This is a genomic window from Anaerotignum lactatifermentans, from assembly GCF_014982935.1.
GTDB lineage: Bacteria > Bacillota > Clostridia > Lachnospirales > Anaerotignaceae > Anaerotignum > Anaerotignum lactatifermentans.
In genome coordinates, this window is sequence record NZ_JADCKK010000002.1 from 1 (window position 1) to 14,538 (window position 14,538).

Here is a 14,538-nt window from a genome sequence, read left to right on the forward strand (position 1 = left end):
TAATAACCATCGAATCAAAGCAAAGTTAAAGGGCTTGCCACCTGCAATTTACAGACAACAAGCCCTTCTGGCTTCTTAAACAATTTTAATTTGAAAATATTGTCTAACTTTTTGGGTTCAGTTCAAAATACAAAGGATTCCGGCTATGATTTTTTATGAGGATTGTTCAATGATGTCCAGATTCTTACAGCATAGTCTGTAATGTTTTATCATAAGCCGCCGCAATGAAAGGCACGGAAATTTTCTTTTCTCTTGCCAGTCTGACAGCATTGCCCACAATCTGCTCCAATTCATTCTGGGGTACACCATCTTTGATGTCACGATAGAGGGAAGATGTGGAGTTCAGAGGCATTTCCGCAAATTCCTGCAGATACCGTTCCTGAATATCTTCCGGCAGATGTACCCCTGCCCCTTCCGCCAAGCGGTACAGATCGTCATAAGTCCCTTTCAGAAAAGCCATCCGCTGAGAATCTTCCAGAATACCACCGGAAGGACAATCATAATACAGGAAGGCACAGCTATTGCCGCAGATCATCATAAACTTTGCCCAGATGGGTTCCAGAATATCCGCTGTATAAATGGTAGGCAGTCCACCTGCCTGCATCATTGCTGCCAACTGTTCTGCTCTTTCGTTTTTCCGTCCGTCAGGGAAGCCAAAGCCTGCACGCAGCAGTGTACCCACATTGACAACTTTCCCCTTCTCTACAATTTTAGACAGGCAGTAAATGAAGCCATGGGCAATCTGACCTTTTCCCAATGCTTCCTGTGCCTGCTGGGCAGCCATAAAGCCATTCTGCAAAGGAATGACCAGTGTATCATCCCGGACGATACTTCTGTATCTGTCGCATACATCTTTCAAGGAATAGCTTTTGCATGCCAGTACCAGCACATCTACGGTACCGATTTCTGCCGGATCATCGCTGACCAAAGCGGGATGGATGACCTGATCTTCCAAAACTTCAGATTCCAGAATCCAGCCTCTTTTCAAAACATTTTCCTTTGTTTCCCCTCTTGCAATCAAAACAATTTCCGCGTTTTTATCTTTCGCAACGGCACCGGCTACGGTGGCACCAACGCCGCCTGCGCCCAAAATACCAATTCTCATATATTTCCCTTCTCTCTTTATTCACGAATCTGTCCATCACCATAAATGATATATTTTGTGGTAGTCAATTCTGTCAAACCCATAGGCCCACGGGCATGGAGTTTCTGGGTACTGATGCCGATTTCCGCACCAAAGCCGAACTGTCCGCCGTCTGTGAAGCGAGTGGAGGCATTCACATAAACTGCCGCTGCGTCCACTTCATTGAGGAACCGCTGGGCATTTGTATAGTTTTCTGTCACAATGGCTTCAGAATGACCTGTGGAATAACGGCGGATATGGTTGATGGCTTCATCCAAATCCTTCACCACTCTTGTGGAAATGATATAATCTTCGTATTCTGTTGCCCAGTCTTCTTCTGTAGCCGCTACGGCGCCGGGCACTCTGGCACAGGTGTCTTCATCCCCACGGATTTCCACCTGTTTTTCCTGCAACGCCTTACCAATCATAGGCAGGAAGGTATCTTTCAGACTTTCATGCACCAGCAGGCTTTCGCAGGCATTGCAAACGCCGGGACGCTGTGTTTTGGCATTGATAACAATGCGCACTGCTTTTTCCAAGTCAGCGCTTTCATCCACATAAACATGGCAGTTGCCCACACCTGTCTGAATGACAGGAACGGTACTGTTCTGCACAACATTCTGAATGAGTCCTGCGCCGCCTCTGGGAATGAGCAAATCCAGATATCCGTTCAGACGCATCATTTCGTTTGCGGTTTCCCGATTGGTGTCCTGTACAATCTGCACACATGCACCGGGCAGACCTTCTTCTTCCAATGCTTTCTGGAATACAGAAACTACTTTTTTGTTGGTGCCGATGGCTTCCTTACCGCCACGGAGAATAACTGCACTGCCGGCTTTCAGGCACAGACCGAAAGCGTCTGCTGTTACATTAGGGCGTGCTTCAAAAATGATGCCGATAACGCCCATGGGCACACGTTTTTGACCGATAATCAAACCATTATCCAATGTTTTCATGGACAGGACTTTGCCTACAGGATCGTCCAGAGATGCCACCTGTCTTAAGCCGTCTGCCATTTCCTGCAATCTCTTTTCTGTCAGTGTCAAACGGTCAATGAATGCGCCTTTGATGCCTGCTTCCACTGCCGCTTCCACGTCTGCTTTATTTGCTGCCAAAATCTCATCCTTTGCTGCCAGCAAAGCATCTGCCGCATGACAAAGGGCTTTATTTTTTCTGGGTGTGGGAAGCACAGAAAGAACCACTGCCGCTTCCTTTGCCTGTTTTCCCATTTCTGTCAACATACTCATAAATATAACTGCCTCCTTAATCAAAAAGCCGTTTCTTTCCATTATACTTGTATCCCATGGAAAAAAACAGCTTTTTTTCGATTCTCTATGAAATTCTTTGTACAATTGTTGCCACTACAAATACAGTGAAAAATCCTCCTGCCAGCGAGCATAAGAAACAAGGGAATTTCTTTCCTGCTGTCACTGTCCGCAATATGAGAAACCAGAAGCAGCCATAAAAACAGACAACCCCCACTGCCGACACAATGGCAACAAGGAAATATGGCAAAATACCCAGCCATACCAGCAGACCATAAGCCACTGCCGCCAAAAGCAGACCTATCTGCTCTCCTGTATTTTTATAAACAGGGTTTACATTTTCTTTGGCAGGAGAAAAATTGGCAGCCAGCAAAAACAAGCCTGGCAATCCATAGCCAGCCAACACCCCCGTCAACACACGAAGCAAATTGTTGCTCTGCCAGAATCCCAGATAACTGCCGACACCGTCAATGGCAATGGGCAGGAAAGACAGCGCTGCCAGCACCACACCAGATGGCGAAAACGGTCGATTTCCGTCTTTTCTTCCTGCCAGCCATAAGAATATCACACCCAGTATGATACCGCCTTCAATGGCTGTACAGCGGGCACAGAGGGGGCTTTGACAGCTCCCCCAGAAAAAACTGCGCTCTGCCATCTGGTGGCAGACAGCAGAGCCAAAAAAGTCAAATACATTCATGATTCTCAGAAGTTATAGGTAATAGTATAAGGTACCGCTGCCAGACCAGACAGACCACCGATGATGCAGCAGATCAGGCTCAGACCCAGCATAATGGCACTGATGATGGTAATCAGTTTACCAAACTTCTGATTATCTTCCACAGGGCTTTTCATCAGCGCAATACCAGCAATGAGACCTGCAATGGCACCAATGCCGCCTACCAAAATGATCAATACAATCACAATGACTTTCAGTGCAGGATGAATGCCTTCATTAACAGGCTTATATTCTGTATTGGTACCGCCGCTTGCCCATGTACCACTGCTGGTGTTTTCTGTACTTTCGAATTTCTGATAAGTGCCTTTGGCATCCTCTACCGTAAAAGAATCCACTTTTTCCGCAGGCTGCTCATCGGGCTGCGTTGTTTCGGGGCGGGTGTTTTCTTTTACACCGCAAATAGGGCAGCCCAAGCTTTCATCAATAATTTCTCTTCCGCATTTCGGGCAAAAACTCATATTTCATCTCTCCTTTTGATTCCTTTTCCAAAGCAAGTTCCTACATCTTCGCCAGCCAAAATCCGATGGATCACCGTGGGGTCTTCCCCATGGGCAATAGCCATGGCTGTCCCGGCTTTTTCACAGATTTTTGCCGCTTCCAGTTTTGTCTGCATGCCGCCGACACTGAAGGCAGAGCCTTTTCCGCTTGCCATCTTTTCGATTTCCGGCGTTACTTTTTCCACATAAGAAATCTTCTTCGCGTCTGCATGTTCTCTGGGATTTTTGTCATACAGGGCGTCAATATCTGTCAGCAATACCAGCAGATCAGCCCCCGTTACCTCCGCTACCATAGCAGAGAGGCGATCGTTATCGGAAAATTCAATTTCATATGTAGAAATGGTGTCATTGGCATTGACAATGGGAATGATACCCATTTCAAACAATGTTTCAAATGTATTATGGGTATTGGTATATCTTTCTTCCGTACCCATTTCCTCCTTTGTCAGCAAAATCTGGGCAACGGTCTGATTATACCGGTCAAAAAAGTTATGATAGATCTGCATCAGCATTGCCTGACCAACTGCTGCCGCCGCCTGTTTTTCCCGGGTAACAGTGGGACGGGAAGGCATTGACATACGCACAGCGCCTACACCAATGGCACCGCTGGTGACCAGTGCCACATCCATACCGCGATTGCGCAGGTCTGTCAGAACCCATGCCAGTTCTTCGATCCGTTTCAAATTCAATCTGCCATTGGGATAGGTAATGGTTGCGGTACCTACCTTAATGACGATTCTCTTACAGTTTTTCAGCGTTTGACGCATATGCAATAACCCCCTCCTTCACTTCCATATTGTGAGTATACACTATTTTCCTTTTGGAAAAAAGCAATTTTTCCAATCTCAATAAAATTGTAACATTGTTGAAAGAAACCATAAAAAAACAGAGAGACTTCCCTTTAGGGGGAAATCTCTCCATTTCATCAGGCAAAGCCTGTTTTTATTTCATTTTGAAATCCTGTGAAACCTGATTACTGGTTAGCCAGTCTTTTGTAGTTTTCCAGTCTTTCTTTTGCGTTCTTTTCGGACTGTTCGAACAGTTCTTCCGCTACTTCGGGGAATGTTCTCTGCAGTGCGCTGTAACGAACTTCGCTCAGCAGGAAGTCTCTGAAGCTTGCTGTAGGTTCTTTAGAATCCAGAGTGAAGGGGTTCTTGCCTTCTTCTTTCAGAGTAGGGTTGAATCTGTACATATGCCAGTAACCTGCTTCAACTGCACGTTTGATTTCGTTCTGAGCGCCGCTCATGCCGCCTTTCAGACCGTGGTTGATACAAGGAGCGTAAGCGATGATCAGGGAAGGACCATGGTAGCTTTCAGCTTCCAGCAGAGCTTTTACCAGCTGGTTCTTGTCTGCGCCCATTGCAACCTGTGCAACGTAAACGTAGCCATAGCTCATAGCCATCATACCCAGGTCTTTTTTCTTAACTCTCTTACCGGAAGCAGCGAACTGAGCAACTGCACCAGCAGGAGTAGCTTTGGAAGCCTGACCGCCTGTGTTGGAGTAAACTTCTGTATCGAATACCAGAACGTTTACATCTTCGCCGGAAGCCAGTACGTGGTCCAGACCGCCGTAACCGATATCGTAAGCCCAGCCGTCACCACCGAAGATCCACTGAGATTTTTTAACCAGCTGATCTTTGTTTTCCAGTACGTAGGAAACGATGTTCTTAGCTTCTGCATCTGTGCCAGCATAGCCTTCCAGTGCAGCTACCAGAGCGTCGGATGCTTCTCTGGATTTTTCACCATCGAACATTGTGTCAACCCAAGCATCAACAACACCTGCAACGGAAGCGTCGATTGCTTTCAGGTTTTCCAGTTTATCTTTCAGACCGTTTCTCATCTGTTTAACAGCGGAAGCCATACCCAGACCATATTCTGCGTTGTCTTCGAACAGGGAGTTAGCCCAAGCGGGACCACGGCCGTCTTTGTTTGTTGTGTAAGGCATAGAAGGTGCGGAACCACCCCAGATGGAGGAGCAGCCTGTTGCGTTTGCAACGTACATTCTATCACCAAACAGCTGTGTTACCAGTTTTGCGTAAGGTGTTTCGCCACAGCCTGCGCATGCGCCGGAGAATTCCAGCAGAGGCTGTTCGAACTGAGAACCTTTTACGGAACCTTTGCCCATAGGGTTAGCTTTAGGAGCAACTTCGTCGATTGCGTAATCCCAGTTAGCAACTTCAGCTTCCTGTGTAGCCAGAGGTTTCATAACCAGAGCTTTGTTAGGAGCAGGGCATACTACTGCACAGCTACCGCAGCCCAGGCAGTCCAGAGCGGAAACCTGCATTCTGTATTTCAGACCAGCAAATGCAGCGCCGCCTTTAGCGTCTACTGCTTTGAATGCAGCAGGAGCTTTTGCAGCTTCTTCTTCTGTCAGCAGTACAGGACGGATTGCTGCGTGAGGACATACATAAGAGCACTGGTTACACTGGATACAGTTTTCAGCGTTCCATTCGGGTACGTCAACAGCAACACCACGTTTTTCGTAAGCAGCTGTACCGCAAGGGAATGTACCGTCTTCTCTACCGGAGAATGCGGATACGGGCAGTTTGTCGCCTTCCTGTGCGTTCATAGGAGCTACAACTTTATCAACGAATTCTGTGGATTTTCTAGCAGCTGCAACTTCTGCATCTTCTGCAGTTGCCCAGGAAGCAGGGATTTCAACTTTCACTGCACCGTCTACACCACGATCAACAGCAGCGTAGTTCATGTTCAGGATTGTGTCACCTTTCTTACCATAGGATTTTGTGATAGCAGCTTTCATGTATTCTACAGCCTGGTCAATGGGGATGATGTTTGCCAGTTTGAAGAATGCAGCCTGCAGTACAGTGTTGATTCTGTTGCCCAGACCGATTTCTTTCGCGATTTCTGTACCATTGATGATGTAGAAGTTTGCTTTCTTAGCAGCCAGCTGTCTTTTCAGTTTCGCGGGCAGGTGCTGTTCCAGTTCTTCTACTGTCCAGGTTGTGTTCAGCAGGAATGTACCGCCTTCGTTCAGTTCTGTAACCATGTCGTACAGGTGAACGTATTCCTGTTTATGACAAGCAACGAAGTCTGCTGTCTTAACCAGGTATGTGGAGCGGATAGGTTTGTGACCGAAACGCAGGTGGCTCTGTGTGATACCGCCGGACTTTTTGGAGTCGTAGCTGAAGTAAGCCTGTGCGTACATGTCTGTATGGTCACCGATGATTTTGATGGAGTTTTTGTTAGCACCAACAGTACCGTCAGCGCCCAGACCCCAGAATTTGCAGCTGATTGTGCCGTCATCACCTGTAACGTTAACTTCTTCGCCAACTTCCAGAGAGTGGTTGGTTACGTCGTCCACGATACCGATTGTGAAGTGGTTTTTGGGTTTGTCCAGAGACAGGTTAGCATATACAGCGATGAACTGTGCAGGTGTAACGTCTTTGGAACCCAGACCATAACGACCGCCAACAACAACAGGAGCGTTTTCTACTTCGAACATTGCTGTGCAAACGTCCATGTACAGAGGTTCGCCCTGTGCGCCGGGTTCTTTTGTTCTATCCAGAACAGCGATTTTCTTAACTGTTTTAGGGATAGCTTCCAGCAGTTTTTCAGCTACGAAAGGTCTGAACAGGTGAACTTTAACCAGACCAACTTTTTCGCCTTTAGCTGCCAGGTAGTCGATTGTTTCTTCAATAGCTTCACAAGCGGAGCCCATAGCGATGATGATTCTTTCAGCATCGGGAGCACCATAGTAGTTGAACAGTTTGTAATCTCTGCCTGTGATTCTGTTGATTTCACCCATGTATTCTTCTACTACTGCAGGCAGAGCATCATAGAATTTGTTTGCTGCTTCACGAGCCTGGAAGTAGATGTCAGGGTTCTGAGCTGTACCTCTGATAACGGGATGTTCAGGGTTCAGCGCATTTCTCTTGAATGCGTTAACTGCATCCATGTCGATGATTTTAGCCAGTTCATCATAGTCGATGCATTCGATTTTCTGGATTTCGTGAGATGTACGGAAACCATCAAAGAAATGCAGGAAAGGAACACGGCCTTTGATTGCGGACAGATGTGCTACGCAAGCCAGATCCATAACTTCCTGTACGCTGTTGGAAACCAGCAGAGCGAAACCTGTCTGACGACAAGCCATAACGTCGGAGTGGTCACCAAAGATAGACAGAGCGTGAGCTGCCAGCGCACGAGCTGTTACATGGAATACTGCGGGAAGCAGTTCACCGGAGATTTTGTACATGTTGGGGATCATCAGCAGCAGACCCTGAGATGCTGTATAAGTTGTTGTCAGAGCGCCAGCTGCCAGGGAACCGTGTACAGTACCGGAAGCACCTGCTTCAGACTGCATTTCTACTACTTTAACAGTCTGACCGAAAAGGTTTTTCTTGCCATTTGCTGCCCAATCGTCTGTTTTTTCAGCCATTGGGGAGGAAGGTGTGATGGGGAAAATACCAGCTACTTCTGTAAACGCATAGGAAGCGTATGCAGCAGCTTCGTTACCGTCCATCGTTTTCATTACTTTAGACATTTTTTGTTCTCCTCCTTATTTTGTAAATCTTCTGTATTTTACAAAACTTTGCTTTCGGGAAACCCCTAGGTCTGCACGGAAAACCGTGCATGCCGTGCTGCCTGCCCGGAAAGAGTATATTTATGACAAAAGCCTTGTCATACAACAGTCTTCTTTTGCCTGACCGCAGCACTGCTTCAAGTTCCTGTTTATTATACAATCAAATTCTTATGATTTCAACCGCAAAATGGAAATAAAACCGTTATGTTTCTAACAAAAGACCCTTTGTGCGAATTGACGGTGCCTATCATGTATAAAAAAATATTTTTATGCAATTTACATTCCTTTTCACGATGTATCTGCAAAAATACCGCGCTTATATGTCAGACAAACATCTTTTTCTTAGCAATATTTTGTACTGAAATTCATACACAATTACCAAGATTGATACGAAAATATCAAAGACGCAAAAAATATATTGTATACACAAAAACACCCCTATGATAGTTTCATAGAGGTGTTTTGAAACATCTATTTATGCAATTAAAAACTTGTATTTATCCTTCCAAACACTCTGTGCCATTTCCGCAGGTACGGAAACTGCCTGATATGTGCCGGTTTCTTCATCATTGGACAGCAAAATCCATTCTTTGTCCGCAGAAATATAGTAATTTTCAGGATCTACATCTTCTGCATAGACATGAAGCTCTGTTTCGATATCACGGCTGGCTGTCAAATCCAAAATATTGACATACTTCTGTTCCTGCAGGTCAACGTTGACACCCTGACTAGACAGTTTGCCGTCTACATCCACTTCCCAATAGAAGGAAAGGAATTCTGCACCGATATATCCCTTCACAAAACCAAGACGTACATGATCGGGTTTGGGCATATCCGCAGTTTCTTCTGCCGCTTCTGCCTGTTCGGCATTTGCCTCTGTTTCTGTATTGGCTTCTGCTTCCGCTGCTGTTCCTTCTTCAGCCTGTGCTTCCGCTTGTTCTTCTCCAGACTGTTCCACCGCTTCAGCTTCTTCTGCCGCTTCTTCTGCTTCTTCCGCAGGAACTACGTTGGGGAAGGATGCCAGCTGTTCCAGTGCAAAGGATTCAAAGGCATCATTCAGACTTTTTTCATAACTGATATCATTCAAACCAACTACAACAGGAATTTCCGCAGAGTAATTCCGCTCTCCGTCTACGCCTTCCAGCATACGTCCTGCAATAACCGGTTTGGTATTATCGCCTGTTTTGATGGTTACCAGCTGCTGGCTGCTGTCCCAGATGACTTCTGTAGCAAAATACTCAGAAAACACATCAGAAGATACATACAGACTGCCATTGATGGCTTCCACTTCCCGATCCAACGTGATTTCATAACCGTTCAGCTCCGCATCTCTGCTGCCGCGGTTCAAAAGCAGTTTCTTACCATAAAAAGAAATCTCTGTGGCTTTTTTCTCGCGATTCCAGGAAACACTGCCGCCCAGACCTTCCACCACGTTTCTGACAGGCAGAAGCAGCACTTCATCATCATCGTAATAAATCGGCATATTTTCCATATCTGCCAATGTTGTAGTATCCCCTGCCTGCGGCGGCTGAGGCTTCTGATCAGCGACCTCCATTTCCACTTCCTGCTGTCTTGTCAGGTACATGGAAAGGGACAGTGCGCCACCCACCAGGGCTGCCGCTGCCACAACAATGACCGTTAATTTTTTCCATCCCATATTTTTCCCTCTTTCTTTGGGTTTTTCCCGTGCATCATACCACAATGACAGGAAAAAATCAACAAAACCGTTGAAAAATTAGTATAATTGACAGATTTTTTAAGAATTTCCAGAATATGATTCCCAAACAGACATAAAAAAGCCCGCATGACTGATGCATGCAGGCTTTGTTTTCTACCTTATGCAGAAAGTTCTACAGCCAGATTTCTGCGAAGGAATACACGATTGAACCAGTTCGGTTCTTCCCCATCGGAAAGAACGATATCATCTGTCTGGGCATTCCAGGAAATGTCTGTTTCTGTTGCCCCAGCCAAATCTCTCAGCTTGTAATATGTTTTGCCTTCGTAAATACAATAGGAAATTTCTGTTGTTTTTCCTTCATATGTAATCTGTGTTGTTCCCATAGCATGAATCGTATCTGCAGGCTGTACAGGCTGAGAAAGCGTTTTGCCCAACTGCGCAAACACTTTGCCGGCATCGTCTGCCGTCAGATAATAAGTGCCGCCGCCATAAAAAGCGTCCACAGCAAAACTGCTTCTGGGGCTTTTGACATTGATGCTTTCCATTCTGGCATTGTCTGGTAGGACTTTATGCCAAGGGTTTGCTGGATCAGGGTCTGTAGGGTCCCATCCTCTCAGTTTTGTATCATTGACATCCAGTTTCTGAGGCTGTTCCGGCTGGATGGGCAAAGGATCGTTGTTCTTTACCATACGGATGGTGGTACCCGCAGGGCAGTTGTCATAAATCCATTTTGCGTTTTCCACTGTCAGACGCACACAGCCCATGGAGGCAGATGTACCAAGTTTGTTGTACTCCAAGTATTCCAGAGAGCCTTTATCGTACATGGTATAATAAGGTACAGAATGAAACAGGATACTGCCAGTGATACGTGTGGCATACTGTCCGTAAACATTGCCGAACAGGGCACGCCATACATATTTATCTGTGGTACGGAATGTACCTGAGGGTGTGGCAGGACCTACGGAGCAGACAAATGCTCTGTCAGGCACCGTATACTTCCCAGCGGCATCCTTTTTATAAACAGTGACCACATTCTGTGTCAGATTGACTTCTACCTCATACGGATATTCTGCTGCCTGCGCCATCTGCGGTACGCCCATAAACAGAAAAAACGCCATAAACAGCAATGATAACTTCTTTCTCATGTAAATCCCCCTTTTTTCGCACAAAATGATTCAAAAAAACGCAGAAGAACAGCGACTTCCACTTAAGAAAACATTGTTTTTTTATTTGATTGATTTCTTAAGGGGAAGTGCGACGGCTATCTTCATAAGAAAACATACGAAATAAAATCTAAGTTAGAATCAGAAAGCCGAAATCCGCAGTATCATCAGGATTTCGGCTTTCTTTGTTTGCTTATGATGATGTCCCTAATCTTCTGCGCAGCTTTTTTGGAACATCCCTTTGCCGCTTCCTGCGGCAAAATCTGTTTTGTTCTCAGAATGGAGATGAGGGGAGTCGAACCCCTGTCCGAAAACCCATCTGTAAGAACTTCTCCCATCACAGTCAGTCTTTTATTATTCCCTCAGACCATCGCCGAATGACAGGCTATGTTCCTCGGTAGCTTCATGAATCTTTTTCCGCCGCAAAGCTTAAGCGAAAAAGTGCCCCGCCAAGTCGATGCCAAGCTCCCCGGCGGCAGGAATCCGGGGGTTGACAGCTGCCGCAATTAGGCAGCGTATGCTAATTTATTGTTGTCGTTTCTTTTTAGAAAAGTTTCCGGCTTGATGACGCAGTTCACCGGGCTGCGGATGGCTATCCCTACTTTCAAGACTCCCGTCGAAACCATTACATCCCCGTGTGTCTTATAAAGTAAGATTACGAATCTTAAACTCTTTTTCCGCCTGACGACGCATATCATTTTTGGCAATGGTCTCACGCTTGTCATAAAGTTTTTTACCTTTTGCCAGCGCGATATCCACTTTCACCAGACTGCGGTCGAAGTAGACCTTCAAAGGTACCACCGTATATCCGGCAGCCTGTACCTGTGCGGCAATCTTGCGGATTTCGTTTTTGTGCAGCAGCAAACGTCTGGTACGCAGAGGGTCTTTGTTGAAAATATTCCCCTGTTCGTAAGGACTGATATGCATGTTCATAATGAAAGCCTGCCCGTTTTCAATACGGATGAAGCTTTCCTTCAGACTGCATTTGCCTGCCCGCAGACTTTTCACTTCTGTGCCAACGAGAGAAATGCCTGCCTGATACACGTCTTCGATGAAATAATCATGATATGCTTTTTTATTCTGTGCGATCAGCTTTGTGCCGTTTCCCTTTGCCATTGGCTCACTTCCGTTCTGTCTGCTTTGTGCGTTTTCTTCTGCATGATAGATTATATCACAGATTCCAGAAAAATCAAATGACGTTTCTGTTACAAATTTCAAAAGAAATATGACAGCTTTCGCATATTTCAAACAACTGTTTCTTCCATTATATTCTACCAGAGAAACACCTTCCATACAGGAATAATCTCCGGCAAAAGCTGAAATCATCGATTCCAGCTTTTGACAGATAATCATTTAAAATTCAAAGGCTTCTTCTGCAAATACAAAATCAATGGTTCCCAATTCCTTGGATACCTTTGCCACAGTCACCTGCACGGCATCTCCAAGGCGATAAATCTTACCGCCTCTCTTACCGACTACCTGCATGTTTCTGTCGTCAAATTCATAGTAATCATCATCCAGCTGATTCAGGGCAACCATGCCTTCTACAGTGTTTGCCAGTTCCACATAAATGCCCCAGTTGGTTACGCCAGAGATGATGCCTTCATAAGTTTCACCAATTTTATCCAGCATAAATTCCACTTTCTTCAGTGCATCTGTGTCCCGTTCGGCGTCCTCTGCCACGCGTTCCCGTTTGGAGCAGTGCTGGGCAATGTCCGGCATTTTCTTCCGATAGGACTGTTCCCGTTTGCCGCTCATTTCTCCAGCCAGTGTGAGTTTGATGAGGCGGTGAATTTCCAAGTCTGGATAACGACGGATGGGGGAAGTAAAGTGGCAGTAATATTTTGCTGCCAGACCAAAATGTCCCTGATTGTCCGCTGTATATCTTGCCTGCATCATGCTGCGCAGCACCATACGAGTAATGATGCGTTCTTCCGGCTTGCCTTCCGCTTTTGCCAGTACTCGCTGGATTTCTCTGGGATGGATTTCCCCATCTTTTTTCTTCACACGATAGCCAAAGCCACGGATGAACTGTTCCATCTTTTCTGTTTTTTCTTCATCCGGTTCCTGATGGGAACGGAACACAAAGGGGATTTCCTGCCAGAAGAAGTTTTCCGCAACAGTTTCGTTGCAGACCAACATAAATTCCTCAATGAGGTTTGTGGCAATATTCCGGTCATAGGGCTTGATGTCAATGGGTTTGCCCTGCTCGTCCAGAATGATCTTGGATTCCGGCAGGTCAAAGTTTACAGAACCACGTTTTTTCCGTTTTGCCACCAGAATTTCTCTCAGTTCGTTCATTTCTTCCAGCATGGGAACGATTTCTGCATATTTTTCCAAAAGCTCCGGTGTCTTGTCCTCCAGAATTTCCCTTACGGCTGTATATGTCATACGGTAGTCAGAATAAATCACAGAATTGACTACCCGATGGTTCACCACATACCCTCTGTGGTCGATTTCCATGATGCAGCTCAGTGCAAGACGATCTTCGTGGGGATTCAGGGAACAAATGCCATTGCTCAGCTTATGGGGCAACATGGGAATCACCCGATCTACCAGATACACACTGGTACCTCTTCCGTAAGCTTCCTTATCCAGAGCGGTATTCTCCTGCACATAATGGGAAACGTCCGCAATATGCACGCCCAGTTCATAATTGCCATTATCCAGTTTTGTCAGGGAAACAGCGTCGTCCAAGTCTTTGGAATCTTCCCCATCAATGGTGATGGTCAGCACATTACGCAGGTCTTCTCTGCCCATCATCTCTTTTTCATTGATTTCCAGTTCCACATTTTCGATTTCCTGATACACTTCCTCAGGGAATTCCACAGGCAGTTCATATCTGCGAATCACAGAAAGGATATCCACACCGGGATCGTTGATATGTCCCAGAATCTCAATGATCTTTCCTTCCGGATTCCGTCTGTCCTCACCGTAATCTGTGATTTCTACCACAACTTTATGCCCTGTCACAGCACCCATGCTGTTTTCTCTGGAAATAAAAATATCTTTTGCTACCTTCTTATCGTCTGCTGTAACAAAGCCAAAGCCTTTCACCTGCTCATACAGCCCCACCAGACGGGTCATGCCTCTTTCCAGCACACGGATGATGGTGCCTTCCGCTTTTCTGCCGCTGCCGCCGCCACCGGTCACTTTATACAAGACGCGGTCTTTCTGCATAGCACCGTTGGTTTCTGATGCGGGAATGAAAATATCTGCGCCGCCTTCATCCGGTGTTACAAAGCCAAAGCCTTTTGCATGGCTGATGAATATTCCCGTTGCCATCTGCAATGTTTCCGGCACAGCCAGCTTTCCTCTTTTTGTTTCAAATATTTTTCCTTCATCAATGAGTTCTGCGATGATTTGTTCAAAATATGTCCGATCTTCTTCCGGCACACCCAACAGCACACGCATGTCTTTCCGCTTCATGGGCACATATGCCGGACTTTTCATACATTCCAGAATGCGTTCTTTTCTTTCCTGTAATTGTTCTTTCTCCATAGTTCCTCCTTTTCTCCTTTCTTTCTACAAAA

General features: G+C 45.9%; 11 protein-coding genes and 1 other RNA gene. 1 reads left to right on the forward strand and 11 read right to left on the reverse strand.

Going from position 1 to position 14,538, the window contains the following annotated elements:
* The coding region (locus tag INF29_RS15285) for an IS3 family transposase (protein ID WP_408626509.1) at positions 1 to 79 on the forward strand (79 nt) is incomplete at its 5' end.
* Positions 80 to 184: 105 nt separating this feature from the next.
* Here INF29_RS15285 and INF29_RS00685 read toward each other — a convergent pair.
* The 11 genes from INF29_RS00685 to rnr all read right to left on the reverse strand — a co-directional run bounded on the left by INF29_RS00685 (position 185) and on the right by rnr (position 14,506).
* Entirely contained in the window at positions 185 to 1,105 is a 921-nt protein-coding gene (locus INF29_RS00685) for a ketopantoate reductase family protein (protein ID WP_193484062.1), read from the reverse strand.
* Positions 1,106 to 1,122: 17 nt separating this feature from the next.
* A complete protein-coding gene (locus tag INF29_RS00690; protein ID WP_193484117.1) occupies positions 1,123 to 2,364 on the reverse strand; it encodes a glutamate-5-semialdehyde dehydrogenase in 1,242 nt (413 codons plus the stop codon).
* Positions 2,365 to 2,455: 91 nt separating this feature from the next.
* Positions 2,456 to 3,085: a DUF2085 domain-containing protein gene (locus INF29_RS00695; protein WP_193484063.1), complete on the reverse strand. Its 630-nt coding sequence runs from the start codon at positions 3,083 to 3,085 to the stop codon at positions 2,456 to 2,458.
* A 5-nt stretch (positions 3,086 to 3,090) separates the two neighbouring features.
* Entirely contained in the window at positions 3,091 to 3,582 is a 492-nt protein-coding gene (locus tag INF29_RS00700) for a hypothetical protein (protein ID WP_087990261.1), read from the reverse strand.
* Positions 3,579 to 4,388 (reverse strand): glutamate 5-kinase, encoded by an 810-nt coding sequence (proB, locus tag INF29_RS00705; protein WP_072850334.1) that lies wholly within the window; start codon positions 4,386 to 4,388, stop codon positions 3,579 to 3,581. Before proB ends, INF29_RS00700 begins: the two co-directional genes overlap by 4 nt.
* 206 nt (positions 4,389 to 4,594) lie before the next feature.
* Positions 4,595 to 8,125, reverse strand: a complete 3,531-nt coding sequence (gene nifJ, locus INF29_RS00710; protein WP_072850336.1) for a pyruvate:ferredoxin (flavodoxin) oxidoreductase — start codon at positions 8,123 to 8,125, stop codon at positions 4,595 to 4,597.
* Positions 8,126 to 8,639: 514 nt separating this feature from the next.
* On the reverse strand, positions 8,640 to 9,821 hold the full coding sequence (locus tag INF29_RS00715) for a copper amine oxidase N-terminal domain-containing protein (RefSeq protein ID WP_193484064.1): 1,182 nt from the start codon (positions 9,819 to 9,821) through the stop codon (positions 8,640 to 8,642).
* Between the two features lie 179 nt (positions 9,822 to 10,000).
* Positions 10,001 to 10,987 (reverse strand): L,D-transpeptidase, encoded by a 987-nt coding sequence (locus INF29_RS00720; protein ID WP_193484065.1) that lies wholly within the window; start codon positions 10,985 to 10,987, stop codon positions 10,001 to 10,003.
* A 295-nt stretch (positions 10,988 to 11,282) separates the two neighbouring features.
* Positions 11,283 to 11,640, reverse strand: a transfer-messenger RNA (tmRNA) gene (gene ssrA / locus INF29_RS00725).
* Between the two features lie 7 nt (positions 11,641 to 11,647).
* On the reverse strand, positions 11,648 to 12,121 hold the full coding sequence (smpB, locus tag INF29_RS00730) for an SsrA-binding protein SmpB (protein WP_022254334.1): 474 nt from the start codon (positions 12,119 to 12,121) through the stop codon (positions 11,648 to 11,650).
* 237 nt (positions 12,122 to 12,358) lie between these two features.
* Positions 12,359 to 14,506, reverse strand: coding sequence for a ribonuclease R (rnr, locus tag INF29_RS00735; protein WP_193484066.1), 2,148 nt, complete (start codon positions 14,504 to 14,506; stop codon positions 12,359 to 12,361).
* Positions 14,507 to 14,538: the final 32 nt, after the last annotated feature.